Annotated in this window: 22 protein-coding genes, 1 other RNA gene and 1 other annotated feature; of the genes, 16 read left to right on the top strand and 7 right to left on the bottom strand. The window is 54.6% G+C overall.

What is annotated here, in order from left to right:
- Positions 1–99: 99 nt before the first annotated feature.
- The 6 genes from recJ to aspS all read left to right on the top strand — a co-directional run bounded on the left by recJ (position 100) and on the right by aspS (position 9,111).
- Complete coding sequence (gene recJ / locus KNP83_RS09070) at positions 100–2,391, top strand: single-stranded-DNA-specific exonuclease RecJ (RefSeq protein WP_214762180.1); 2,292 nt, start codon at positions 100–102, stop codon at positions 2,389–2,391.
- 1 nt (position 2,392) lies between these two features.
- Positions 2,393–2,911, top strand: coding sequence for an adenine phosphoribosyltransferase (locus KNP83_RS09065; RefSeq protein WP_214762179.1), 519 nt, complete (start codon positions 2,393–2,395; stop codon positions 2,909–2,911).
- Between the two features lie 188 nt (positions 2,912–3,099).
- Entirely contained in the window at positions 3,100–5,289 is a 2,190-nt protein-coding gene (locus KNP83_RS09060) for a RelA/SpoT family protein (RefSeq protein ID WP_214762178.1), read from the top strand.
- A gap of 16 nt (positions 5,290–5,305) precedes the next feature.
- A complete protein-coding gene (dtd, locus tag KNP83_RS09055) occupies positions 5,306–5,749 on the top strand; it encodes a D-aminoacyl-tRNA deacylase (RefSeq protein WP_214762177.1) in 444 nt (147 codons plus the stop codon).
- Between the two features lie 38 nt (positions 5,750–5,787).
- Positions 5,788–6,022, top strand: a binding site (T-box leader).
- A gap of 39 nt (positions 6,023–6,061) precedes the next feature.
- On the top strand, positions 6,062–7,342 hold the full coding sequence (gene hisS / locus KNP83_RS09050; RefSeq protein ID WP_214762176.1) for a histidine--tRNA ligase: 1,281 nt from the start codon (positions 6,062–6,064) through the stop codon (positions 7,340–7,342).
- The gene (aspS, locus tag KNP83_RS09045; protein WP_214762175.1) at positions 7,339–9,111 is read left to right on the top strand and encodes an aspartate--tRNA ligase; all 1,773 of its coding nucleotides are present in this window, start codon (positions 7,339–7,341) and stop codon (positions 9,109–9,111) included. Before hisS ends, aspS begins: the two co-directional genes overlap by 4 nt.
- A 38-nt stretch (positions 9,112–9,149) precedes the next feature.
- Here the strand turns inward: aspS and KNP83_RS09040 are convergent, their stop codons facing one another.
- Positions 9,150–9,365: a hypothetical protein gene (locus KNP83_RS09040; protein WP_128122916.1), complete on the bottom strand. Its 216-nt coding sequence runs from the start codon at positions 9,363–9,365 to the stop codon at positions 9,150–9,152.
- Positions 9,338–9,688 carry an iron-sulfur cluster biosynthesis family protein gene (locus KNP83_RS09035; RefSeq protein ID WP_214762174.1) on the bottom strand — a complete coding sequence of 117 codons (351 nt, stop codon included), beginning with the start codon at positions 9,686–9,688 and terminating at the stop codon, positions 9,338–9,340. The genes KNP83_RS09040 and KNP83_RS09035 overlap by 28 nt, the downstream gene beginning before the upstream one ends.
- 118 nt (positions 9,689–9,806) lie before the next feature.
- Here KNP83_RS09035 and KNP83_RS09030 point away from each other — a divergent pair, with 118 nt between their 5' ends.
- On the top strand, positions 9,807–11,519 hold the full coding sequence (locus KNP83_RS09030; protein ID WP_214762173.1) for an ABC transporter ATP-binding protein: 1,713 nt from the start codon (positions 9,807–9,809) through the stop codon (positions 11,517–11,519).
- Between the two features lie 121 nt (positions 11,520–11,640).
- Here KNP83_RS09030 and KNP83_RS09025 read toward each other — a convergent pair whose 3' ends face one another.
- Entirely contained in the window at positions 11,641–12,288 is a 648-nt protein-coding gene (locus KNP83_RS09025) for a YczE/YyaS/YitT family protein (protein ID WP_214762172.1), read from the bottom strand.
- Positions 12,289–12,631: 343 nt separating this feature from the next.
- On the opposite strand from KNP83_RS09025, the gene KNP83_RS09020 reads away from it, so the two are divergent.
- From KNP83_RS09020 to KNP83_RS09010, 3 genes are all read left to right on the top strand, one after another.
- The gene (locus KNP83_RS09020; protein WP_214762171.1) at positions 12,632–13,846 is read left to right on the top strand and encodes a DASH family cryptochrome; all 1,215 of its coding nucleotides are present in this window, start codon (positions 12,632–12,634) and stop codon (positions 13,844–13,846) included.
- Positions 13,847–13,921: 75 nt separating this feature from the next.
- Positions 13,922–14,108: non-coding RNA, 6S RNA (ssrS, locus tag KNP83_RS09015), on the top strand.
- Between the two features lie 95 nt (positions 14,109–14,203).
- The gene (locus KNP83_RS09010; protein WP_214762170.1) at positions 14,204–14,971 is read left to right on the top strand and encodes a tRNA threonylcarbamoyladenosine dehydratase; all 768 of its coding nucleotides are present in this window, start codon (positions 14,204–14,206) and stop codon (positions 14,969–14,971) included.
- 25 nt (positions 14,972–14,996) lie between these two features.
- Here the strand turns inward: KNP83_RS09010 and KNP83_RS09005 are convergent, their stop codons facing one another.
- Positions 14,997–16,304 carry a replication-associated recombination protein A gene (locus KNP83_RS09005; protein WP_214762169.1) on the bottom strand — a complete coding sequence of 436 codons (1,308 nt, stop codon included), beginning with the start codon at positions 16,302–16,304 and terminating at the stop codon, positions 14,997–14,999.
- Positions 16,305–16,364: 60 nt separating this feature from the next.
- Here KNP83_RS09005 and cymR point away from each other — a divergent pair, with 60 nt between their 5' ends.
- From cymR to KNP83_RS08985, 4 genes are read left to right on the top strand one after another with little or no spacing between them, the layout of a single operon-like run.
- Positions 16,365–16,772 carry a cysteine metabolism transcriptional regulator CymR gene (gene cymR, locus KNP83_RS09000; protein ID WP_021066920.1) on the top strand — a complete coding sequence of 136 codons (408 nt, stop codon included), beginning with the start codon at positions 16,365–16,367 and terminating at the stop codon, positions 16,770–16,772.
- A 17-nt stretch (positions 16,773–16,789) separates the two neighbouring features.
- Positions 16,790–17,926, top strand: coding sequence for a cysteine desulfurase family protein (locus KNP83_RS08995; protein ID WP_214762168.1), 1,137 nt, complete (start codon positions 16,790–16,792; stop codon positions 17,924–17,926).
- A gap of 3 nt (positions 17,927–17,929) precedes the next feature.
- On the top strand, positions 17,930–19,051 hold the full coding sequence (gene mnmA / locus KNP83_RS08990) for a tRNA 2-thiouridine(34) synthase MnmA (RefSeq protein ID WP_214762167.1): 1,122 nt from the start codon (positions 17,930–17,932) through the stop codon (positions 19,049–19,051).
- Between the two features lie 4 nt (positions 19,052–19,055).
- Positions 19,056–19,721, top strand: coding sequence for a tetratricopeptide repeat protein (locus tag KNP83_RS08985; protein WP_214762166.1), 666 nt, complete (start codon positions 19,056–19,058; stop codon positions 19,719–19,721).
- A gap of 44 nt (positions 19,722–19,765) precedes the next feature.
- On the opposite strand, the gene KNP83_RS08980 is transcribed toward KNP83_RS08985, so the two are convergent.
- The 3 genes from KNP83_RS08980 to KNP83_RS08970 form a co-directional block, all read right to left on the bottom strand.
- Positions 19,766–20,212: a hypothetical protein gene (locus KNP83_RS08980; RefSeq protein WP_214762165.1), complete on the bottom strand. Its 447-nt coding sequence runs from the start codon at positions 20,210–20,212 to the stop codon at positions 19,766–19,768.
- The gene (locus KNP83_RS08975) at positions 20,209–20,484 is read right to left on the bottom strand and encodes a hypothetical protein (protein WP_214762164.1); all 276 of its coding nucleotides are present in this window, start codon (positions 20,482–20,484) and stop codon (positions 20,209–20,211) included. The genes KNP83_RS08980 and KNP83_RS08975 overlap by 4 nt, the downstream gene beginning before the upstream one ends.
- Positions 20,485–20,547: 63 nt before the next feature.
- Complete coding sequence (locus tag KNP83_RS08970; protein ID WP_251139292.1) at positions 20,548–21,096, bottom strand: VOC family protein; 549 nt, start codon at positions 21,094–21,096, stop codon at positions 20,548–20,550.
- Between the two features lie 116 nt (positions 21,097–21,212).
- On the opposite strand from KNP83_RS08970, the gene KNP83_RS08965 reads away from it, so the two are divergent.
- Complete coding sequence (locus tag KNP83_RS08965) at positions 21,213–21,899, top strand: magnesium and cobalt transport protein CorA (RefSeq protein ID WP_214762162.1); 687 nt, start codon at positions 21,213–21,215, stop codon at positions 21,897–21,899.
- Between the two features lie 70 nt (positions 21,900–21,969).
- Positions 21,970–24,177 (top strand): SF1B family DNA helicase RecD2, encoded by a 2,208-nt coding sequence (recD2, locus tag KNP83_RS08960; RefSeq protein WP_251139291.1) that lies wholly within the window; start codon positions 21,970–21,972, stop codon positions 24,175–24,177.
- The last annotated feature ends 47 nt before the right edge of the window (positions 24,178–24,224 follow it).

Here is a 24,224-nt window from a genome sequence, read left to right as displayed (position 1 = left end):
ATTGGTCTCCCGAGTCAATCGGGGGACCTTTTTGAATGTCAAGACGGCACTTCACTCGCTCGTTCTGATATAATCTACAATTGATTGGAGTGAGGCAATATGTATCATGCGAAGAAACGCTGGGTGTACCCGGAAACGGATGCAGCAGCGATTGAACAGTTACAGACAGAACTAAATATATCGGAGCAACTCGCGACGCTCCTCACACAACGGGGGCATCGCGACGTCGAGGCGGCCAAGGCGTTTTTATACGTCGAGGACGAATTGACGTTCCACGACCCGTTTTTATTTGAACAGATGCCAAAAGTCGTCGATCGTTTGAAGCAAGCGGCTGACGAAGGTGAGATGGTCTTGATTTATGGTGACTATGACGTCGACGGCGTCAGCGCCTCGGCCGTCATGTGGCACGCCTTGACCGAGATGGGTGTCATGGCGGAATGCTATATCCCGAACCGATTCACCGAAGGGTATGGACCGAATAAAGAGGCGTTCAGCTGGGCCGCCGGTGAAGGGTTCACCCTCATCATCACGGTCGACTGTGGCATCTCAGGAATTGAAGAGGCGGCGCTTTTGAAAGAGCTCGGGGTCGATTTGATTATCACCGACCACCACGAACCGAAAGAAACGCTGCCGGACGCGTTCGCCATCATCCATCCGCATATCGATCCATCGTATCCGTACGACAAGCTCGCCGGGGCGGGGGTCGCCCTCAAAGTGGCGCATGCCGTGCTCGGTCGGATGCCAGAGGAGTTGCTCGATTTGGCGGTCCTTGGCACGATTGCTGACCTTGTCCCGCTCGACGGGGAAAACCGCCTGCTCGCCAAGCTCGGGCTCAAGGCGCTCGACGATTCGAAGCGCCCAGGAATTTTGGCGCTCCGTGAAGTGTGCGCGTTGACGGACGGGACGTTGAACGAGGAGTCGGTCGGTTTCGCCTTCGGTCCGCGCATCAACGCGGCCGGACGGCTCGACTCGGCGATGCCGGCGCTCCAGATGTTGCTCGCCGAAAGCGAGGAAGAAGCGCTCGTACTGGCACAACAGCTCGACAAACAGAATAAAGAACGCCAAGACATCGTCAAGACGATTGCCAAAGAAGCGACAGAACTCGTCGAAGCCTCGATGACGAACGACCGCGTCCTCGTCGTCGCCAGTGAACGCTGGAACCCAGGCGTCGTCGGGATTGTCGCCTCACGGCTCGTCGAGGCGTATTATCGTCCGGTCATCCTCTTGTGCCATGATCCGAAAACAGGGAAAGCGAAAGGGTCGGGCCGTTCAATCGACGGTTTCGATTTGTTCAAAGAATTATCGAAGAACGAAGATATCTTGCCGCACTTCGGCGGACACCCGGCCGCGGCCGGGATGACGCTTCAATCGGAGAACGTGGCCGAACTGCGCCGCCGTCTGAACGAACAGGCCGAGTCGATTCCGGACGAGACGTTCGTCGCCCGCGTCAACGTTGACTTGAAGCTCGACGTGAACGATGTGTCGCTCGACTTGATTTCAGAGATTGGCAAGCTCGCCCCGTTTGGGATGGGCAATCCATCACCGCGTGTCGTCGTGGCGGATGCAAGACTCCGCGACATCCGTCAAATCGGGCGTGACAACACCCATTTGAAGGTTCAGCTCGCAGGGGACAAACGGGAACTCGATGGCATCGGCTTCGGTTTCGGTCATGTCGTCTCCGAAATTTCGAAGATGGCCCACGTCTCGGTCATGGGTAGTCTGCAAGTGAATGAATGGAACGGCATGCGCAAGCCGCAGCTCATGATTCAAGACATCCGTGTCGACGGGTTCCAAGTGTTCGATTACCGGGGCAAGAAAAACTCGCTCGACGAGTTGAAACAACTGCCGGGCGACACGACGTCGTTCATCTCCTTCCAAGGGCGGGACGACTTCCCGCTCCATGACCTCGACACGCCGCTCAAGCCGTTCGTCGTCTTGCTCGATTTACCGGATGAGGAAGACGTATTGGCCGACTTGTTGACCGAGGACGTCGAACGCATCTACTGTGCGTTCGGGCAAGGCGGCTCGTTCTTCGAGAAGTTGCCGACACGGGAAGATTTCCGAACATACTACGTTCATATGGCAACGTGCGAACGGAAAAACCTGCGCGAAAACTTGATTCGATTGTCAATCGAGCGAAAATGGTCAAAAAATACGATTCAATTTATGCATCAAGTATTCTCTGAACTCGAATTTCTTGTTACAATGGAAGACGGACTGCCTGGAGTGAATCCAGAAGCGCCGAAACGTGATTTGACCGAAGCGCCATGTTATAAGCGCCGGGTCGGACGAGTCCAACTCGAGGAGCGTTTCATTTATGCGTCGTTGGCAGAACTGAAAGAGCGGTTACAATCATTGCGATCGAACAAGATGCAGGAGGCTTACACATAAAATGAATTTCAAACAGCATATTAAAGAAGTAGCGGATTACCCGAAAGAAGGAATCAGCTTCAAGGACATTACGTCCCTCATGCAAGACGGACCAGCCTACAAAAAAGCGGTCGATGAGCTCGTTGCTTATGCTCAGGAGCGCGGTGCTGAACTAATCGCGGGTCCAGAGGCACGCGGATTCGTGGTCGGTTGCCCGGCAGCGTACGCACTTGAACTCGGGTTCGTCCCGGTCCGTAAAGAAGGTAAGTTGCCACGTGAGACGGTTCGCGTCGCATACGGTCTCGAATACGGCACAGACATTTTGACGATGCACAAAGATTCAATCAAACCGGGCCAACAAGTCGTCATTTTAGATGACTTGCTCGCCACAGGTGGTACGATTGAAGCGACAATCAAAATGATTGAACAACTCGGTGGCGTTGTCGCTGGAATCGGATTCTTAATCGAACTTGATGGACTCGGTGGACGCGAGCGTCTCGAAGGATACGACGTGTTTTCACTCATCCGTTACGAAGATTAATCAAAGGGAAGCGATGGCTTCCCTTTTTTGAATAGTTTTTAAGTAAAATAACCCGCAACCTTTGACAGGTCGTCAGATTTTTTCGATAATAGAAAGTAAAATTAGAACATATACATGTACGTTAACTACTACCATGCTGCGACGAATATGAGTCGATTGAAGCGGTAAGAAAAAGGGTGTCGAATGTTATGACCAAAAAACAAATCGTAAGTATTGAGGACCTTCTCGACGCGCTCGGGGAGTATATGGGTGAAGACGAGATTGCCGAAGTGAGACGCGCTTACGAATACGCCAAACTGCATCATACCGGTCAGTTCAGACGTTCAGGCGAACCCTACATTCTGCATCCGGTTCAAGTGGCTGGTATTCTCGTTGATATCGGGTTAGACGCAACGACAATCATCGGTGCACTTCTACATGATGTCGTTGAAGACACGGACATTACGCTCAAGCAATTAGCGGATGAGTTCGGCGTCGAAGTCGCCATGCTCGTCGATGGCGTGACAAAGCTCGGTAAAATCAAATATAAATCGAAAAAAGAAGAGCTCGCCGAGAATCACCGCAAGATGATTATCGCGATGGCTGAAGACGTGCGCGTCATTTTAATCAAGCTCGCTGACCGTCTGCACAATATGCGGACACTTCAGCATATGCCGAAAGAGAAACAAGTTCAAAAAGCGGAAGAAACGCTTGAAATCTTTGCACCGCTCGCACACCGGATGGGGATTTCGACGATCAAATGGGAGCTCGAAGATATTTCATTACGTTATATCAATCCGCAGCAATACTATAAGATCGTCTCCATGATGAAACAGAAACGGACCGAACGAGAAGCACTCGTCACCTCCGTCATCACGGAAGTGAACGCCGTCCTTGAAGAAGTAAGCATCGATGCCGACGTTAACGGTCGTCCGAAGCATATTTACTCGATCTATAACAAGATGGTAAAGCATAAGAAAGAGTTCAATGAAATTTATGATTTAATGGCCGTCCGGATTATCGTCGATTCGATTCGCGACTGCTACGCTGTCCTTGGAATCATTCACACGCAATACAAGCCGATGCCAGGCAGGTTCAAAGATTATATTGCCATGCCGAAACCGAACATGTATCAGTCGCTCCACACGACGGTGATCGGACCGAAAGGTGAGCCGCTCGAGGTGCAAATCCGGACGAAGGACATGCACTTCATCGCCGAGTTTGGGATTGCCGCGCACTGGGCCTATAAAGAAGGAAAGAATGTCGCGACGAATGGGTTTGATGAGAAAATCGCCCACCTGCGCGAGATTTTGGAGTTGCAAAAAGATACGACCGACGCCGAAGAGTTCATGGAGTCGCTTAAAGTCGATTTCTTCAGCGACATGCTCTACGTCTTCACACCAAAAGGGGACGTCTTTGAACTGCCAAAAGGCTCGGTGCCGATTGACTACGCGTACCGGATCCACACTGAAATCGGTCATCGGATGACAGGGGCGAAAGTAAACGGACGGATGGTGCCGCTCGACCATAAACTCGAGACAGGCGATATCATTGAAATCATCACGTCGAAGCATAGTTACGGACCGAGTAAGGATTGGCTCAAACTAGCTGTTTCGAGCCAGGCAAAAAACAAAATTCGCCAGTGGTTCAAGCGCCAGCAACGCGAAGAGAACGTCGAAAAAGGGAAAGAACTCGTCGACGGGGAGATTAAAAAGCTCGGGTTCGAGCCGAAAGAAGTGATTGACGACCAGTCGCTCGCCGTCGTCGTCGAGAAGTTCAACTTCGGGAACGAGGAAGAGATGTACGCCGCGGTCGGCTATCATGGCATCACGGCCGCCCAAGTCGCCCACAAGTTGACGGAGAAGCAGCGCAAAGAGCCGAAACTCGAGCTGTCGGACGCGATTAACGAACTGAAAGTCAGCCAGTCACCGAAGAAGAAGACGGCCGAGGCCGGCGTCTCGGTGAAAGGGATCGACAACATGCTGATCCGGATGAGCCGCTGCTGTAACCCGGTGCCGGGCGACGAAATCGTCGGGTATATCACGCGCGGACGCGGCGTGTCGATTCACCGGAAGGACTGCTTGAACATCATCAATGAGCAGCATCCGGAGCGGCTCCTCACGGTCGAGTGGGAAGTCGGTCAGGCGAAAGAGAAGAACTATAACGTCGATATCGAGATCACCGGGTACGACCGTTCAGGCTTGTTGAACGACGTGCTCCAAGCCGTCTCGGCAACGAATACGAACATCGTGGCCGTGAGCGGACGCGGGGACCAGAACAAACAGGCCCGCATCTCGATGACGATCTCGATCCCGAACGTGAATCATCTGCAAAAAGTCGTCGACCGGATTAAGCAAATCTCGGACGTGTACTCGGTCAGCCGGGTCATGATGACGTAACGAAAGGAAGATTTGAGTGCGTGTATTGTTGCAACGAGTGAAACAAGCTTCGGTGACAGTCAACGAGGAGACGATTGGTCAAATCGAGGCCGGTTATCTGCTCCTCGTCGGGGTGACCCACGAGGACACGGAGACGGAAGTGAACTGGCTCGCCGACAAGGTGGCCGGGCTCCGTGTCTTTGAGGACGCGGACGAGAAGATGAACTTATCGATTCAAGACGTCGCCGGCAAAGTATTGTCCGTGTCGCAGTTCACGCTTTATGGAGATACACAGAAAGGCCGTCGTCCTGCGTTCACGCAAGCGGCGAAGCCGGATATCGCCGAACGTCTTTACGAGAAGTTCAACGAGCGTTTGCGGACGCACGGGCTCGTCGTCGAGACCGGGAAGTTCGGGGCGATGATGGACGTCGCGCTCGTCAATGACGGTCCGGTCACGCTCATGCTCGAAAAAAACGCTTGACAGAAGCGGGCGTGATTCGGCATCATGAACCATATAACCTAACACCTACGATAAAGAAAAGTACGGTCACCCCACCAGCAAAGAGAGCGATGCCGAGGCTGAAAGCATCGACTGGATGATGACCCGAACGACACTTTGGAGGTGCTTCCTTGAACTGAGAGTAGGGGGAGCCGTTTCATCGGGCGTTAACCGATTTCGAGTGGCAGAGTATCGATTTTGGCTCTGCAACGAGGGTGGTACCACGGGAAACTTACACAGGCTCTCGTCCCTTTGCGGACGAGGGCCTTTTTGTATGCTAAGGAGGGAATTTAGATGAAAGCACCACGCGGCACACAAGACCTGCTTCCGGGGTCGGTCGAGACGTGGCAGTATGTCGAAGAAAAGTTACGCGACATTAGCGCCCGTTACAACTATAAAGAGATTCGTACCCCGATTTTCGAAACGACCGACCTGTTCACACGCAGCGTCGGCGAGACAACGGACATCGTCCAAAAAGAGATGTTCACGCTCGTCAAGAAAGGCAAGGACGAGTATACGCTCCGTCCGGAAGGGACGGCCTCGGTCGTCCGCGCTTTCGTCACGAACAAGCTGTTCGGTAGCCCCGACCAGCCGACGAAACTGTACTACATGGGACCGATGTTCCGCTACGAGCGCCCGCAAAAAGGACGCTTCCGCCAACTGCACCAATACGGTGTCGAGGCGATCGGCAGTAGTGATCCGGCCGTCGACGCAGAAGTGATCAGTCTCGCCTACACGATTTACAAATCGTTCGGCCTGAAAAAAATCAAAGTCGTCGTCAACTCGCTCGGTGACGCCGAGAGCCGCAACGCTCACCGCGAAGCGCTCATCCGTCACTTCGAGCCGGTCCAGCACGAGCTGTGCCAAGATTGCCAGACGCGCTTGCACCAGAACCCGCTTCGTGTCCTCGACTGCAAAGTCGACCGCGACCACCCGTCGATGAAGTCGGCGCCGTCGATTCTTGATTTCTTGAACGAAGAGTCGAAGACGTACTTCGAGAAAGTGCTCGCGCACTTGGATGCGCTCGGCGTAGCCTACGTCGTCGACTCGACGCTCGTCCGCGGTCTCGATTACTATACGCACACGGCGTTTGAAATCATGTCCGAGGCAGAAGGCTTCGGCGCGATCACGACGCTTTGCGGCGGGGGACGCTACAACGGTCTCGTCCAAGACATCGGTGGACCGGACATGCCGGGCATCGGTTTCGGGATTGGGCTCGAGCGTCTCATCCTCGCCCTCGAGAACGAAGGGGTACTCCCAACGCTCGAGACGGGACTCGACGTCTTCGTCGTCGCCCAAGGCGGATCAGAAGTCGAAGTGACGGCGACCCGCCTGTTGCAACTGCTTCGCATCGAAGGCTTCAAGGCGGACCGTGACTATCTCGGCCGCAAATTCAAGGGACAATTCAAACAAGCCGACCGTCTGCAGGCGAAATTCACCGTCATCCTCGGAGACGATGAAGTCGAACGCGGCTCGGCCTCCCTCAAGGTCATGGCGACCGGGGAACAAATCGACGTGCCGCTCTCGGCCGTCGCAGACAAAATTCGTGAACTATCGGAAGGAGCAGGACAATGATCGGACGCACACATATGAACGGCCGCGTGACAGAGTCACTGATCGGTCAAGACGTACAATTGAAAGGATGGGTCCAGAAACGTCGCGACCTCGGAGGCCTCATCTTCATCGACCTTCGTGACCGTACAGGGATCGTCCAAGTCGTCGTTCGCCCGGAAAACGAAGCGGTGCACAAACTCGCCGAGTCGATCCGCAGCGAATACGTGCTCGACATCAAAGGGACCGTCCTCGAACGTGAGAACAAGAACCCGAACATGCCGACGGGGAACATCGAAGTCATCGCCTCTGAAATTAACATCTTGAACGCGGCGAAGATGACACCAATCCCAATCGGGGACGAGGCGGAAAACGTCTCCGAAGACCTCCGTCTCAAATACCGTTACCTCGACCTTCGTCGTCCTGCGCTTCAAGAGACGTTCCGTCTTCGTTCGAAAGCATCAAACACAATCCGTAACTTCTTGACGGAAGAGGAGTTCCTCGAAGTCGAGACGCCAATCTTGACGAAATCGACACCGGAAGGCGCGCGTGACTATCTCGTCCCAAGCCGTGTCCACGGCGGCGAGTTCTACGCGCTCCCGCAATCACCACAACTGTTCAAGCAGCTCCTCATGGTGGCCGGGTTTGACCGTTACTTCCAAATCGCTCGCTGCTTCCGTGACGAAGACCTTCGGGCCGACCGTCAACCGGAATTCACGCAAGTCGATATCGAGACGAGCTTCATGGACGTCGAAGACTTGATGGCGATGATGGAATCGATGATGGCGCAAGTGATGGAGGCGACACTCGGTCGCACGGACACACCGGCCAAATTTGAACGGATGACATATGCGGAAGCGATGCGCCGTTTCGGATCAGACAAACCGGACACACGTTTTGGTCTCGAACTCATCGACGTGGCGGAAGCGGTCACAGGTGCCGGGTTCAAAGTATTCGATATGGCGCTCGAGTCGAACGGACAAGTGAAAGCGATCAACGTCAAAGGCGAAGCGGACAAGTTCTCGCGTAAAGACATCGACAAGCTCCAAGAGTTCACAGGCGTCTACGGTGCCAAAGGCCTCGCTTGGCTCAAAGTGACGCCAGAAGGCTTGAACGGACCGATCGCCAAGTTCTTCGACGATACGTACGCTCAGAAATTGATGGAAGCGACGAACGCGGAAGCGGGCGACCTCCTCCTCTTCGTGGCATCAAAACCGACAGTCGTCGCCGACAGCCTCGGCGCGCTTCGCGTCAAGCTCGGTCATGAGCTCGGACTCATTGATGAGTCGAAGTTCAACTTCCTTTGGGTGACGGACTTCCCGCTCGTCACGTTCGAAGAAGAAGACGGCCGTTTCTACGCCAACCACCACCCGTTCACGATGCCAAACCGTGAAGACCTCCATCTTCTCGAAACGGACCCAGCGAGCGTACGTGCCCTCGCCTATGACCTCGTCTTGAACGGCTACGAGCTCGGTGGTGGATCGCAGCGGATTTATGAGCGTGCCATTCAAGAGCGCATGTTCAAATTGCTCGGCTTCACAGAACAAGAAGCAGTCGATCAGTTCGGGTTCTTGCTCGAAGCGTTCGAATACGGCACACCGCCGCACGCGGGTATCGCACTCGGTCTCGACCGTCTCGTCATGATCCTCGCGGGTCGCTCGAACCTTCGTGACACGATCGCCTTCCCGAAAACGGCGTCGGCGAGCGACTTGCTCACACAAGCACCAAGCCCGGTCGCGGACGCGCAACTCCAAGAGTTGTCGATTCGCACTGCGGTGAAGGAGAAGAAATAAGGAAACGAAAGGAGGTTCGCCGCGGCGAACCTCCTTTTTTAATCGGTCTGTTTGTCCATTTTCTTCGCCGTCCGCTGCAGGGCGAACCCGAAGGCGAACAGCGAGGCGATCACGGCTGTCATCGTGTAGACCGAGTCCGCGAACGCGAGGTAAATGCCGAACAGGCCGAGCCCGAAGCTGAGGATGAACCACAGCCATAGGCTAGGATGTTCGCGTAGCGCCTGTTTCATCGGTTCGGGACGTTCAACTGGCAACCGGTCCCATCGGTCACGAGCAAGTTCGAGTTGAACACTTGGCCGTTGCTCTTCAAGACGAGCGTCCGTTTATCGTCACGATAGTCGATAATCATGTTCTCGTCCAAAAAGATTTTCGTCCAGTTCTTGATCAGGATCGGACCGACGTTCGAGTCGATCTCGACGTCTTCCGGTGTCGTCTCGGTCACGTAGCGAATCTCGAAGATGCCGCTATTGCCGCAGCCGCAACCTTCCGTCTCATAAAACAAGTGCATCTGTCCGTCACGGTTTCCTTTCAAGGCATCAATCCGCGCTTGGGCGGGTTCTGTAATGTGTACGTTCATGTCTATCACTCCTTGGCTCCATTATAACGCGTTGGAAAAAAGATTGAAAAAGACGTGCTTCCCGTTTTCCACTTCCTGCAAAAAGGCGTAAACTATTTGTTTAGAAGGGGGAAACAACATGATTTCACGTTTTTTTAGTTATTACCGTCCACATAAGAAGTTATTCATCCTCGATTTCTCGTTCGCCATCCTCGTCGGCCTGCTCGAGCTCGGCTTTCCGCTCGCCGTGCAATGGTTCATCGACGACCTGTTGCCGGGTGGGGAATGGAACTGGATTATCATCATCAGCATCGGCTTGCTCATCCTTTACATACTCGCCATGATGATGCAGTACGTCGTCAACTATTGGGGGCACAAGCTCGGCATCAATATAGAGACCGATATGCGGGAAGAACTGTTCACCCATATCCATAAACAATCGTTCCGGTTCTTCGATAACCATAAGACCGGTCATTTGATGAGCCGGGTGACGAACGACTTGTTCGATATCGGCGAAGTGGCGCACCACGGTCCTGAAGATTTCTTCATCGCCATCATGACGCTCCTCGGTGCGTTCGGGATTATGTTCTCGATCGACCCGCAACTCGCGCTCGTCACGGTCGTCGCCGTGCCGTTCCTCGTCATCATGATCACGTACGCCAATAAGAACATGAACAAGGCGTGGCAAAAGATGTATACGAACATCGGAGAAGTGAACGCCCGCGTCGAGGACAGCGTCTCTGGGGCACGCGTCGTCCAATCGTTCACGAACGAGACGTTCGAGATCAAGCGGTTCCAAAAAGACAACAACTTCTATCGCGGCTCGAAAATCGAGGCGTACCAAGTCATGAGTAAGTCGCTCGCCGGCATCTACATCACGACTCGGCTCATGACGTTGCTCGTGCTCGTCTACGGTGCCTATTTGACGTATCAAGGGCAACTGTCTTATGGACAGCTCGTCGGGTTCATCCTCTATATGAATTTGCTCATCAAGCCAATCGAGAAGATCACGGCCCTCCTCGAGATGTACCCGAAAGGGATGGCCGGCTTCAAACGGTTCACGCAACTGCTTGACGAGGCTCCGGACATCGAGAACCGTCCGGACGCCGTCGACGTCACTTCACTGAAAGGCGATATCGCCTTCCAACACGTCTCGTTCGGCTATTCGGACTATCGCCAAGTGTTGACCGACATCGACCTCGACATCAAGTCGGGGACGACGGTCGCCCTTGTCGGGACGAGTGGGGCCGGGAAGACGACGATCTGTTCGCTCATCCCGCGCTTCTATGACGTGACGGATGGTGCCATCACGATTGATGGGATGGACATCCGCGATATGACGAAAGAGAGCCTGCGCCGTCAAATCGGAATCGTGCAACAAGACGTGTTCTTGTTCGCCGGGACGCTCCGTGAGAATATCGCTTACGGGAAATTGGACGCGACGGACGCGGAAATCATGCATGCGGTCGAGAAAGCGCATTTGAACTCGCTCGTCGACGAACTGCAGTACGGCCTCGATACACAAATCGGGGAGCGCGGTTTGAAACTGTCGGGCGGACAGAAACAACGGATCGCCATCGCCCGCATGTTCCTTAAAAATCCGCCGATCTTGATTTTGGACGAGGCGACGTCCGCGCTCGACACGGAGACGGAAGCGATCATTCAAGACTCGCTCAATGAGCTCGCAGCCGACCGGACGACGCTCATCATCGCCCACCGTTTGGCGACGGTGAAAAATGCCGATCGCATCCTCGTCGTCACCGCTGACGGCATCGTCGAGGACGGGACGCATGATGAACTGAGCGCGAAAGGCGGCGTGTTCGCCGGACTTTTAAAGCGCCAACAGTTGTAAAATTCACAACTCGCTCATGTTTGTAAACAGCACACCGTACAGTTAAATAGTCGAACCAAACTATCAGTTTTCATCAACAAAAGAAGGGAAGCTGGACGTTAAGTCCAACTCCCCTTCTTTTTTATACTGGATCCACTTTTGCGCGATCAATGACCGAGACGAGCCGCCGGAACTGTTCGAGCCAAAACTGGAAGAACGGGCCGATCAGGAAAATCGACAGCACCGTTCCGAAGAACACCGGTCCGCCGAGTACCCAACCGATCAGGCAAGCCGTCAATTCCATCCACGTTCGCATCATCCGGACCGATGTGTTGAACCGGTCGGCCAAGGCGAGTGTCAACCCGTCCCGTGGGCCGGCCCCATAGCCGATGGCGACGTATAGGCCGGCACCCATCCCGATGACGAAGATACCGAGAATGAGCCAGGCGATGTTGAGCGCGATGCCGTCCAGCTGCGGCAACCAATGACGGTCAAGAATCAAGTTCATGAACACGCCGACGAAGACAGCGTTGACGAGCGTCCCGAACTGGGGCCGTATCCGGTCGAGTATGTACTTGCAGAAGACGAGCAAGAGACCGACGAGCAAGATGATCGTCCCGACGGAAATCGGGGTGTGCCGGGCAAGTCCAAGATGGAGCACGTCCCATGTCGACACGCCGAGGTCGGCCGTGATCATCATCGACGACCCGAGGGCGAGCAGGAACAGGCCGCCCATGAATAAGGCCCACTTCAAACTGATTCGTAAAGATTGTATCCATACCTCGTGCATGCTGGTCGCCTCGATTCCCTAAAATGTTCCATCATCATATCATATCTCGTTTCAACACAAGAAAAAAACGCCTCGGACGAGGTCCGAAACGCTTGGCTTACTTTTTAGGTGTCGATGCTTTTTTTGCTTTGTTCTTTTTATAGTAATCGTAGACGAACGGTGCGACCGCCGTCGCGACTTTGATGAGTGTACCAAATTTACCTTTTCTAGCCATGTTGCTGCACCCCTTTCTGTTCTAATGATATATATTCCACCCGTTCCGGAAATGAAAACATGTTTTGTACAGTTTCGAATAAGATAAGACCTCAGCTATGCCCCATAATGGGGAGAGGAGGCGAACTATATGAAGACGATCATCTGGTATCAGAACGATTTACGGGTCGACGATCATCGCCCGCTCGAGGAGGCGCTCCGTCATGACGATTCGATTGAAGGTCACTACGTCATTCCAAAAGAAGAGCTGATCGAGAACCGATTCGGCCATGTTCCGCTCGGACCGCGTCGACTCCAGTTTTTGAACGAGGCACTCGACGACTTGGCCGGCTCGCTTGCAGCGCTCGGCATCCCGCTCTTCGTCCATGTCGGCCATCCGCTCGATGTCCTTGACCCGACTGACCGTCTCTTGTTCCAACGGTCGATCGGCTATAACGAACGGAGACGCGAACGTGAGGTCATGACCGCGTGGCAAGGCGAGTGTCAGCCGTTCGACGGGTTCACCCTCTATCCGCGGGACGAGATTCCGTTCGAGAAACTGCCATTCCTGTTCACCGAGTTTCGGAAAGCGGTGGAGGCTGATGCGAGACCCGAACGCTTGATTGAGCGCTCGCCTGCGAAGGAGCTGCGTCCAGTCGATTTTCCGGTCGCCTATGACCAGCCGGAACATGACCCAAGGACTGCGTTTCCGTTTCGTGGCGGGGAACGGGCGGGGCAGGAGCGGCTCGCCGCCTATTTGGCCGGTCCGGTCCGGACGTATAAAGAGACGCGGAATGGCTTCGGGGTCGATGACTCATCGAAACTGTCGGCGTATCTCGCTAACGGCTCGTTGTCACCGCGCCGGGTGCTTCACGAGCTCGAACAACATGAGCGGTCACACGGGGCGAACGAATCGACGTATTGGCTCTATTTCGAGCTGCTCTGGCGTGAGTTTTTCCAATGGGTCGCCCTTGAACAAGGGAAACGACTGTTCCGCGCCCAAGGGATTCGCTCGAAACAGAAATCGTGGCGCGTCGACGACGATGTCATCGGACGTTGGCAAACAGGGGAGACGGGCGTCGATTTCGTCGATGCGTTCATGAGTGAATTGAAAGCGACGGGATGGATGTCGAACCGTGGCCGTCAAATCGTCGCGAGCTACTTTGCAAAAGAGCTCGGACAAGATTGGCGCGTCGGCGCATCCTATTTCGAATCGATGCTAATCGACTACGATGTGGCGAGTAATTATGGCAATTGGGCGTATCAGGCCGGCGTCGGCAACGACTCGCGGGACCGCCGTTTCAACGTCACGCGGCAACAAGAAACGTACGATCCGACCGGTGCGTTTCGTAACAGCTGGTTGTGACGAAACTGTCATAAGAAGTCATCGTTTCTGATTGACTTCTTTTTACAGACAGTGCTATAGTAAGGGCAACAGATGGGATACCTGAGGTGTACGAGAGCCGCCTTCGTTATTTTGAGCCAACACTTTGAATACGGGAGACCGAACTGCCATCCAGATCAACTGCCTCATCACGTGCAGGAGGACTTGTGAAGGGGACGCTAGGTCACCCACCTGCTTAAGCAGGTTCAAAAGCAGGGCATCGTCACGGCACTCCGGGTCCCATCGATTTTATTGTAAAAACGTCGCTAGACGTCTTTTTTTTGATTATAATTCCGAGTAAAATAGTGTGAGAAAATAGAATTAATTTGGAGGAAGAGTATGTTACACCAGTTTTCACGAAATGAGTTAGCCATTGGGCAAGAAGGTTTAGAAGCTTTAAAAGGGAAGACGGTCGCCATCCTCGGTGTCGGTGGTGTCGGTTCGTTCGCGGCCGAGGCACTCGCGCGCAGTGGCGTCGGGCGCATCGTCCTTGTCGATAAAGACGATATCGACATCACGAACGTCAACCGTCAAATCCACGCGCTCTTGTCGACGGTCGGGCAACCGAAAGTCGAAGCGATGGGAACACGTCTCCTCGACATCAACCCGGAGCTCGATCTCGTCAAATTGAAGATGTTCTATACGGAAGAGACGTTCGAAGAGTTTTTCGCGCAAGACCTCGACTTCGTCATCGACGCCTCGGATACGATCATCTATAAGATTCATTTGATCGTCGAGTGCAAACGCCGTGGCATCCCGGTCATCTCAAGTATGGGCATGGCCAACAAGATGGACCCGACACGCATCAAAGTCGTCGATATTAAAGACACGACGTATGACCCGATCGCCAAGATGGTCCGGACGCGTCTCCGCAAAGAGCGCATCCATAAAGGCGTCCCGGTCGTCTTCTCGGACGAGTCACCAATCGTGACACGCGAAGACGTGAACGAGGTCGTCGGCAAGAAAGACGCACCAATCCGGAAAGCGAAGATGCCACCAAGTTCGAACGCATTCGTGCCATCGGTCGCAGGACTCGTCGCTGCGGGCTACGTCATCAATCAAATGCTCGAGACAGCGGGTGTCGAGATCAACCGCATCCAGAAATGAAAAAAACGACGCCGGCTCAAAAGAGTCAGCGTCGTTTTTCCCAATAGTCGAGCCGTTTTTGCAGCTGTTGCTCGAAGCCACGGCTCGTCGGTGTATAATATTTAGGACGTTTCCGGGCCAGATTCTCTGGCCAATAGTTTTGCGGGACGTACCCGTCTTTCTCATCGTGCGGATACTTGTAGCCGGCGCCGTTGCCGAGCTCACGGGCACCCGGACTATGGGCGTCACGGAGATGGACCGGGACCGGACCGCCTTCGACCGTGCGGACGTGATGCATCGCCTTGTCAATGGCGGTGATGACCGCGTTCGATTTCGGTGCCGTCGCGAGATAAAGGACAGCCTGAGCCATCGGGATGCGGGCTTCCGGGAAACCGACGTGTTCGCTCGCGCGGGCGGCCGCATCAACGATGACGAGCGCGTTCGGATCGCTGAGCCCGATATCCTCGGCCGCATGCACGTAGAGCCGGCGCATGATGAAGCGCGGCGACTCGCCGGCCTCGATCATGACGGCGAGCCAGTACAGGGCGGCGTCCGGGTCGGAGCCACGAATCGACTTGATGAACGCCGAGATGACGTCATAATGCCGGTCGCCCGTCTTATCATATTTGATCGCTTTTTGTTGAATCGATTCTTCGGCGACACCGAGCGTGATGTCGATTTTGCCGTCCATCTCGGGCGTCGTCAACACGGCCAGCTCGAGTGCGTTCAACAGCACACGGTAGTCACCGTCCGCCATTTTGATATAATGATCCACGGCGGCTTCCTCAATGTGGACCGGATAGTTGCCGAGTCCTTTCTTGTCAGACAGGGCCCGTTCCAAGACGACGCGCAGTTCGTCTGGTCCAGGCGGTTCGAGCCGAAACACGGTCGCGCGCGACAGTAACGCCGCGTTGACCTCGAAACTCGGGTTTTCGGTCGTCGCCCCGATCAGGATGAGCTTGCCGGCCTCGAGTGCCGGGAGCAGGGCGTCTTGTTGCAGTTTATTGAAACGATGAATCTCGTCTAAAAATAAAATCGTTCGTTCTTGTTCGAAGTCGAACCGAGACTCGGCCTCACGGATGACACTTCGCAGTTCATCAAGTTTGGCCGTGACGGCGTTCAATTGGACGAACGTCGCTTTCGTATAGTTTGAAATGACGCGGGCGAGTGTCGTCTTGCCCGTCCCCGGCGGTCCATAAAGAATAATCGTGCCGAGGCGATCGGCCTCGATGGCCCGGCGCAACAATTTGCCTTCACCGATGATGTGGCGTTGACCGATGACTTCGTCTAACGTTTCCGGCCGCATCCGGTTGGCGAGTGGGCCACTATTCGATTGCTGAAATAAATCACTCATACGTACACATTCCTTTCGACAAACGTTTGTTCGATTAGTATAGCAGAAGGAGACATGAAGATGAAAATATCTACTAAAGGTCGTTATGGATTGACGATCATGATTGCATTGGCCCGGGAGACGGACAATAAACCGCTTAGCTTGAAAAAGATTGCGGCCCGGCACGACTTGCCGGAACATTACTTAGAGCAATTGATTGGTCCGCTCCGCAACGGTGGGCTCGTCAAGAGCGTCCGCGGGGCGTACGGCGGCTATCAGCTCGTCAAACCGGCGACGGACATCACGGCGGGCGAAATCATCCGCTTGCTCGAAGGACCGCTCACCATCGTCGAAGATTCAGAAGCAGACGACGCCGTGAAGCGGAAGCTGTGGGATAAAATCAAAGCCGCGATCGAGAAAGTGCTCGAAGAGACGACACTTGCCGATCTCGCTGAAGAAGATTCAGACGGCTATATGTTCTATATTTAAAGGTGAGGTGAACGAACATGAACTACTTTGATCATGCTGCAACGACGCCGATGCGTCCAGAAGTGCTCGACGCGATGACGCCGTATTTGCTCGAGCAATACGGGAACCCATCGAGCATCCATGGCATTGGACGAACGGCTCGTGCCGCGTTAGACGCTTCGCGCCGGACCCTCGCCACGTGGATTGGGGCGACGCCGAACGAGATCGTCTTCACGTCGGGCGGGACCGAGTCGGACAACTATGCGTTGTTCGGCGCGGCTTACGCGAATCAACATAAAGGGAAACACTTGATTACGACGAAAATCGAGCACCACGCGGTCCTGCACGCGATGGAGCAACTCGAACGCGAAGGCTTCGAGGTGACGTATCTCGATGTCGACGCGACGGGAGCGGTGACACTAGAATCCGTTCGGGCCGCGCTAAGGGACGATACGATCCTCGTCTCGGTCATGTACGGCAACAACGAGGTCGGCACATTGCAACCGATTGCGGAAATCGGAGCCCTGCTCGCTGACCATCCAGCGTATTTCCATACGGACGCGGTGCAAGCGCTCGGCACGGAAACGATGGACGTCAAGGCGCTCGGTGTCGATTTATTGTCGGCCTCGGCCCATAAAATCAATGGCCCGAAAGGTATCGGTTTTCTTTTTATGAAAACAGGTGTAAAATTAGCGACGCGTTCTTTTGGAGGACAACAAGAACGGAAACGTCGAGCCGGCACGGAAAACGTTCCGGGTGCCGTCGGGTTCCAACAAGCAGCCGAACTGGCTAAAATCGAACAGGCCGAACGGGTGAACGCCTATCATCAAATGGCTGAGGTGCTCGTCGGGCGACTCGATGAACTCGGAGTCGAGTATGAGGTGAATGGGGCGAACCGCCTGCCGCACATCATCAACTTGTATCTCCCGGGCATCGAGCTCGAACCGTTCCTCATCATGATGGATATGCGCGGTTTCGCGATCTCGAGCGGAAGTGCCTGCACGGCCGGGTCGATTGAACCGTCACACGTATTGACGGCGATGTTCGGGACGTCGGAACGGACGAAACAGTCCGTCCGCATCAGCTTTGGACACGGTAACTCGGTCGAAGACGTGGAACGGCTCGCCGAACGACTCTCGGAGGTCGTCTCGACATTCACGAACGGAGTGAGATAACGAATGAACTTACGCACAAAAGCCCCTGCCGAGACGACGGTCGTCGTCGGGATGTCAGGCGGCGTCGATTCTTCGGTGACGGCCCATTTGCTCAAAGAGCAAGGGTATAACGTCATCGGGATCTTTATGAAAAACTGGGATGATACGGACGAGAACGGTGTCTGTACGGCGACGGAAGACTATGAAGACGTCATCGCGGTCGCCAACCAAATCGGAATCCCTTATTACGCGGTCAACTTCGAAAAAGAATATTGGGACCGCGTGTTCGAATACTTCTTGGCCGAGTACCGTCTCGGACGGACGCCGAACCCGGACGTCATGTGTAACAAGGAAATCAAGTTCAAGGCGTTCCTTGACCATGCGCTTCGCCTCGGGGCCGACTTCGTCGCGACCGGGCACTACGCACGGGTCGAATATGTCGACGGGGAGCATCGACTCCTTCGTGGGAAAGACGACAACAAGGACCAAACGTATTTCTTGAACCAGTTGTCACAAGACCAACTCGCGCGGACGATGTTCCCGATTGGTCATATGGACAAGAAAGACGTCCGTGTCATCGCCGAAGAAGCGGGACTCGCGACAGCGAAGAAGAAAGATTCGACCGGCATCTGCTTCATCGGAGAGCGCAACTTCAAAGAATTCCTCTCAGAGTATTTGCCGTCACAACCCGGCATCATGCAGACACTTGATGGCGAACAAAAAGGAAACCATGACGGACTCATGTATTACACGCTCGGTCAACGCCATGGCCTCGGCATCGGTGGCGACGGGGACCCATGGTTCGTCGTCGGCAAGAACGTTGAAGAAAACATTCTCTACGTCGGCCAAGGCTTCCATCATGACGCGCTCTATTCGGACGCATTGCTCGCATCAAAACTTTCGTGGACTGGAGCTGTCCCTACTGGTGAGTTCCGGGCGACGGCGAAATTCCGCTACCGTCAACAGGACGTGCCTGTGACGATCGCGCCGCTCGATAACGGCGACGTGCTCGTCAAATTCGATGAGCCGCAACGGGCGATCACACCAGGGCAAGCAGTCGTCTTCTATGACGGCGACATCTGCCTTGGCGGCGCGACAATCGACGAAGCGTATCGCAACGGCAAACGACTCGACTATATCGGATGAGGTGATGACTTTGAACGCAAACGAATTAGGCATCCAAGCGATGCAACAAGGTGAGTTCGAACAGGCGGCCAAGCAGTTCAATGCCGCCATCGAAGCGAACCCGACGGATCCAACCGGATTCGTCAACATGGGCACGCTCCTTCAAGCCATCGGTGACCATGAACGGGCCGTCGTCTTTTATGACAAGGCGCTTGAACTCGACAACGCGTTCGGCGCGGCCCACTATGCGAAGGGGGCGCTCGCCTATGAACTCGAACAGCTCGACTTGGCCGAGGCTTCGCTTCGTCAGGCGCTCCTAACCGGAATGGACGATGCCGACCTGCATTTCATGCTCGGCTTGACGTACAAGGCGATGGGCGACTTCGTCCGGGCGTTGCCACGTCTCCGCGAGGCGATGAAGCAGGCGCCGGAAGACGTCGAGATTTCGTTCCAGTACGGGCTCGCGCTCGCACAGAACGAACAACTCGAATTGGCCGTCGAAGCGCTCGAGCATACGCTCGACCTCGACGCGAGCCATACGGACGCCCGCTACAACTTGGCGATTGCCTACGCCTTCCTCGGTGAACAGGACAAGACGTACGCTGAACTTGAGCGTGTGCTCGAGTTGCAACCGGATCACGCGCTCGCTTTTGACGCGAAAGCGAAAATGGACGAGTTGCTCGGCAACTGAATGAATAAAGCGCCTCTCGCAGTTTTTGCGAGAGGCGCTTTTCGTTAGTCCCAGTAATGGAAGATGACGTTACCGATTGTCTTTGGCTCCCAATATTCGATTTGATTCCGCTCTGCCTCGTTTAGTAACGGCTGCAGCGTCACATCGAACCGTTCGTTCAGCTCCGCCGCCGATGGAATCTGGTAAGTGTCAGAAAACAAGCCGGTCAGCTCGGGTACATCGATAAATTTATACTGGAATGGTTCGAGCTTTGAGATGCCGATGATTGGATAGACTCTGCTGAGCAACACATAGATACTGCGTCCTTGGATGGTGATGGTCGCTTGGTCATAGTTCGGGGTGACCGAGTCCCCAAGGATGATGCTGCACGTCCCACCTTTCTGACGGGCATAATCGAAACAAACCGCTTTGAATGTTCGATCATCAAACTCGGGGGTTGGGCAGTCGCCGTATGAAAAGCCAGTGATGCATGTTGGTAAGATGAGCGTCATGAAGCCACCTCCCCGATGATCCAAACCGAAACAGTAAACATCGTCACGAACAACGTGCCTGCGAGCGCGACATAGCTCCATATGACGCCCGTTCCTGATTTGGCCCGACGGACCCCATCCGTTAAGATGAGCAGCATGGCGCCGAATGAAAAGAACGACAAGGCGGAAAACGAAGTCGGCCGGTCGAGCGTAGGAAACGCATCGAACACGAAGTAGAGTCCGAATGTGAGCAGAAGTAACCCCGTCATGATCAGAAGTGGGAAGAAACGCATAGAGCACAACCTTTTCCATTTTCTCTCATCTTATCATGCGGGGTTGTCGAGCGTATACGTGAATCAGAGCTGTTTCGTCGTGATTTTCACGGGCTCGCCGCCGAACTTATCATACGCCTCGTCCATGTTTTTCGTATACAGCTCAATGACGTTCTTGCTCGGGTCTTTAAAGTAGGCCGAGCGTTCTTTGCCGTTGACCGTCTCATCCTCATCCCACGTCCGTAGCTTCGTCGGGATGTTTGACGCCTCTAACACCTCAAGCGCTTGATCGAACGAGTCCATCGGCACATAGAACGCGCAGTGGACATGAGCGCCACCCTCATCATAGAGTGTATCCCACTCGGTCACCTGTTCTTGTCGATTCGATTCTTCTTCCGATGTGAAATCACGTTTCAGCCAGAGGCCGAGACGAGTGTTCCCACCGACATAGATCCACGTCGCCCAAGGTTCGTTCGCCTGTTCCTGCGCTTCGCTCGGTTCGGCATCGTCACCGACCCACTGTTCGACGACAGGCAACCCGAGTTTGCCGTGCCAAAAATCGACGGCCTCTGCCATATCGGTCACTTCTAACACGAGTTCACACAGGCCACTGATTGGAATACGTTTCGTCATACATAGTCCCTCCTTCATAGGTTCACTCGAACAGTTCCCGCTTTGAATTGAAGAAAAACGTGCATAGCCGTCCGATTGTTCGGGAAATGGGATAACAATTGAGAGGGGAGAAGTGTATGCGCTTAATCAGTCTGGTCAGTGTGGTTGTCTTTTTGATTGTCGAATGGTTCATGCTCGGTCGACTGTTTGCCGCCATCGACGAGCGTCTCGCGACGGGCGAGTGGACGAACAATCTGTTGTTCCGTGTCGTCGTCGAATCGGAGCGGGCGACGACCGTGCTGTTGCTCCTTTTTGCGACGTTCTTCGTGATCGGTCTCGTCATGCATTGGTTACTCTCTTCGAATCGATCGTGGACCGTGACGGTCGGGACGGTCGGGGTAGCCTGGGTCGTACCGGCCGTGCTGGCGATTGTGGCTTGGTTCATCCCGAACCCATACGTCCAGCTCGCCATCATCGTGTTACAGCTGTCGTTCATCCCGCTCATCCCATTCGTCGGACAGACGGTAAGGCTCGGTCACGTCGTGCTCAACTGGGGTGTCCATGTCATCGCCGCAGGTCTTGTCCTGTTGATTCAACGACCATCGCTCGAGCAATTGTTCCGCATCGAGCGGACCGAGCTGTTCGAACGGCTCGAAGGGTACGTAAATTCGGGCGAGTTGGAGCGATTCGAACGATTGCTTGAAAATGTGGACTTGGAGCAACTGGAACGAATCTTGAATCGAATCGATGTCGATCAATTGATTCGCATCCTCGAACGGGTGGACCTCAATCAACTCGAGCGCATCCTCAACCTGTTCAGTTAGGCGATTTGTCCTATCATTCGAACTCGGGCTATAATGGGGGATGGAAAACTAGCTGGAGGTGGCTCGAATGATGGCAGCACCTTACGAGTTGACAGGAAAAGTCATCCGCGTCCTGTTTCAATCGGAAGAAGAAGCGCATACGATTGCGCTCGTACGTATAAAAGAAAAGAATTTTGAGACAGACGAGACCGAGATGGTCATCGCCGGTGTCGGTGTCGGCATCGAGAAAGGTGAGACGTACAAGGCGCACGGGCGGCTCGTCGATCACCCGCGGTTCGGGAAACAGATGAAAGCAGAATGGATTCGCCGTGTTGTCCCGATGACGAAGCGCGCAGCCGTCCGCTTTTTGACGAACGGTTCGTTCCCTGGCATCGGTCAAAAGACGGCCCAAAAGATTGCCGACGCACTCGGTGACGACTGCATCGATCAAATCGTCAAGCATCCGAGCCTTCTGTCGAACGTCGACGGGTTGAAAGAAAAACAGGCCCGCGTCATCACCGAACGGTTGAACGTTCTGTATGGTGTCGACCAGTTGTTGTTATTTTTGGCGCCGTTCGACGTGACACCACGACTAGCCTCGAAAATTCATAAAGAATATGAGGGACGGGCGATGGAGACGATTGAAAAGAACCCATACGCCCTCATGTATGACGTCCCTGGGATCGGCTTCAAGACGGCCGACGCCATCGCGGCGCATTTCGGGATTCAAGGGATTCATCCGGAAAGAATTGCCGCGGCCGTGTTATACGTGCTCGAGCTCGAGCAAGGAAACGGGCATTTGTTCGTCACGGCCGATCAACTCGCGAGCGAGATGCCGCGCATCATCGGTGGCGACCCGGGCGAGGCACTCGTCTCGGCGCTTGAGACGCTCGCGAATGATGAGCGTGTCATCGTCGAAGACGGGGTCGTCTATCATCCGCGTGTCTACCGGGCCGAACAAAAAGCGGCCGAAGAACTCGCCCGCATCATGTCGACCTCGACGACAGAAGACGTCGATATGACGACAATTTTCGATGCGGTCGGACGCGTCGAAGAGATGTTCTCGATTGAGTATGCGACACAGCAACGGGAAGCGATTGAGCTCGCCTTGAAGTCACCGCTCATGGTCCTGACCGGTGGACCGGGTACCGGGAAGACGACCGTCGTCCGTGGCATCATCCATGCGCTCAGCGACGTGTTCGATTGGAAACTCGAACCGGTCCAGAATCAGCCGTTCCCGTTCGTGCTGGCCGCACCGACCGGTCGGGCCGCGAAACGGCTCAGCGAGTCGACGGGGCTGCCGGCCTCGACGATACACCGCCTCTTGAAGTTCGATGGCAGTTCGTTCCAAGTCGATGACACGAATCCGCTCGTCGGAAAAGTGCTTATCGTCGACGAGGCGTCGATGATTGACATCTTCTTGTTCCGGAGTCTGCTACGGGCCGTGCCGAACGGGATGAAGATTCTGTTCGTCGGGGACCGTGATCAATTGCCTTCGGTCGGACCGGGCCAAGTGCTCGCCGATTTGATGGCGACCGACGGCATCCCGGTCGTCCGACTCGATGTCGTCCATCGGCAGGCGTCCGAGTCGAGCATCCTGCGTTTAGCGCACGCGCTCAACGCGAAACAAATGCCGGACGATTTGTTGGCGGCGCTGCCGGACCGCCGCTTCTATACGGCCAACCAAGAGACGGCGCTTCAGGCCATCTGCCAAATGGCGGGCGCTGCGCTCCGAAAAGGCTATTCGCCGTTCGACATCCAAGTGCTCGCCCCGACGTATCGCGGGATTTGCGGCATCGACGGCTTGAACGAGGCGCTTCAAAACGTGTTCAATCCGAAATCAGCAGCCCGGGAAGTGAAGCACGGCAACCGGACTTATCGGAACGGGGACAAAGTGCTCCAACTCGTCAATAACGCCGAGGAGAACGTCTATAACGGTGACATCGGTGAGATCACGAACATCTTTTACGCCAAAGAGAACGTAGACAAGGTCGATAAAATCTATATTCGTTTCGATCAGACCGAGGTCGAGTATAACCGGAGCGAGTGGGACCAGTTCACCCACGCCTATGCCATCACGATCCATAAGTCGCAAGGGTCCGAGTTCCCGATTGTGCTCATGCCGGTCTTCTTCAACGGTGGCTTCCGCTCGTCGCGCAACTTGATTTATACGGCCGTCACGCGGGCGAAGAAGAGCCTGCTCTTGTTCGGCGACGTGCGCGCGCTCGAGGCGGCGACACGGGAAGAGGAACCGGTACGCCGGACGAAACTCGTCGAACGGTTAGGCGGCAAGTCTTGACGTCTCCTGAATGACGTGTGATAATGACGAATAGAAAACTGAAACGA

Origin of the sequence: Exiguobacterium sp. s146, from assembly GCF_018618415.1 — a bacterium.
GTDB lineage: Bacteria > Bacillota > Bacilli > Exiguobacteriales > Exiguobacteriaceae > Exiguobacterium.
Note: the sequence above shows the minus strand (reverse complement) of the source record. Positions and strands in the feature narration are given on the sequence as shown.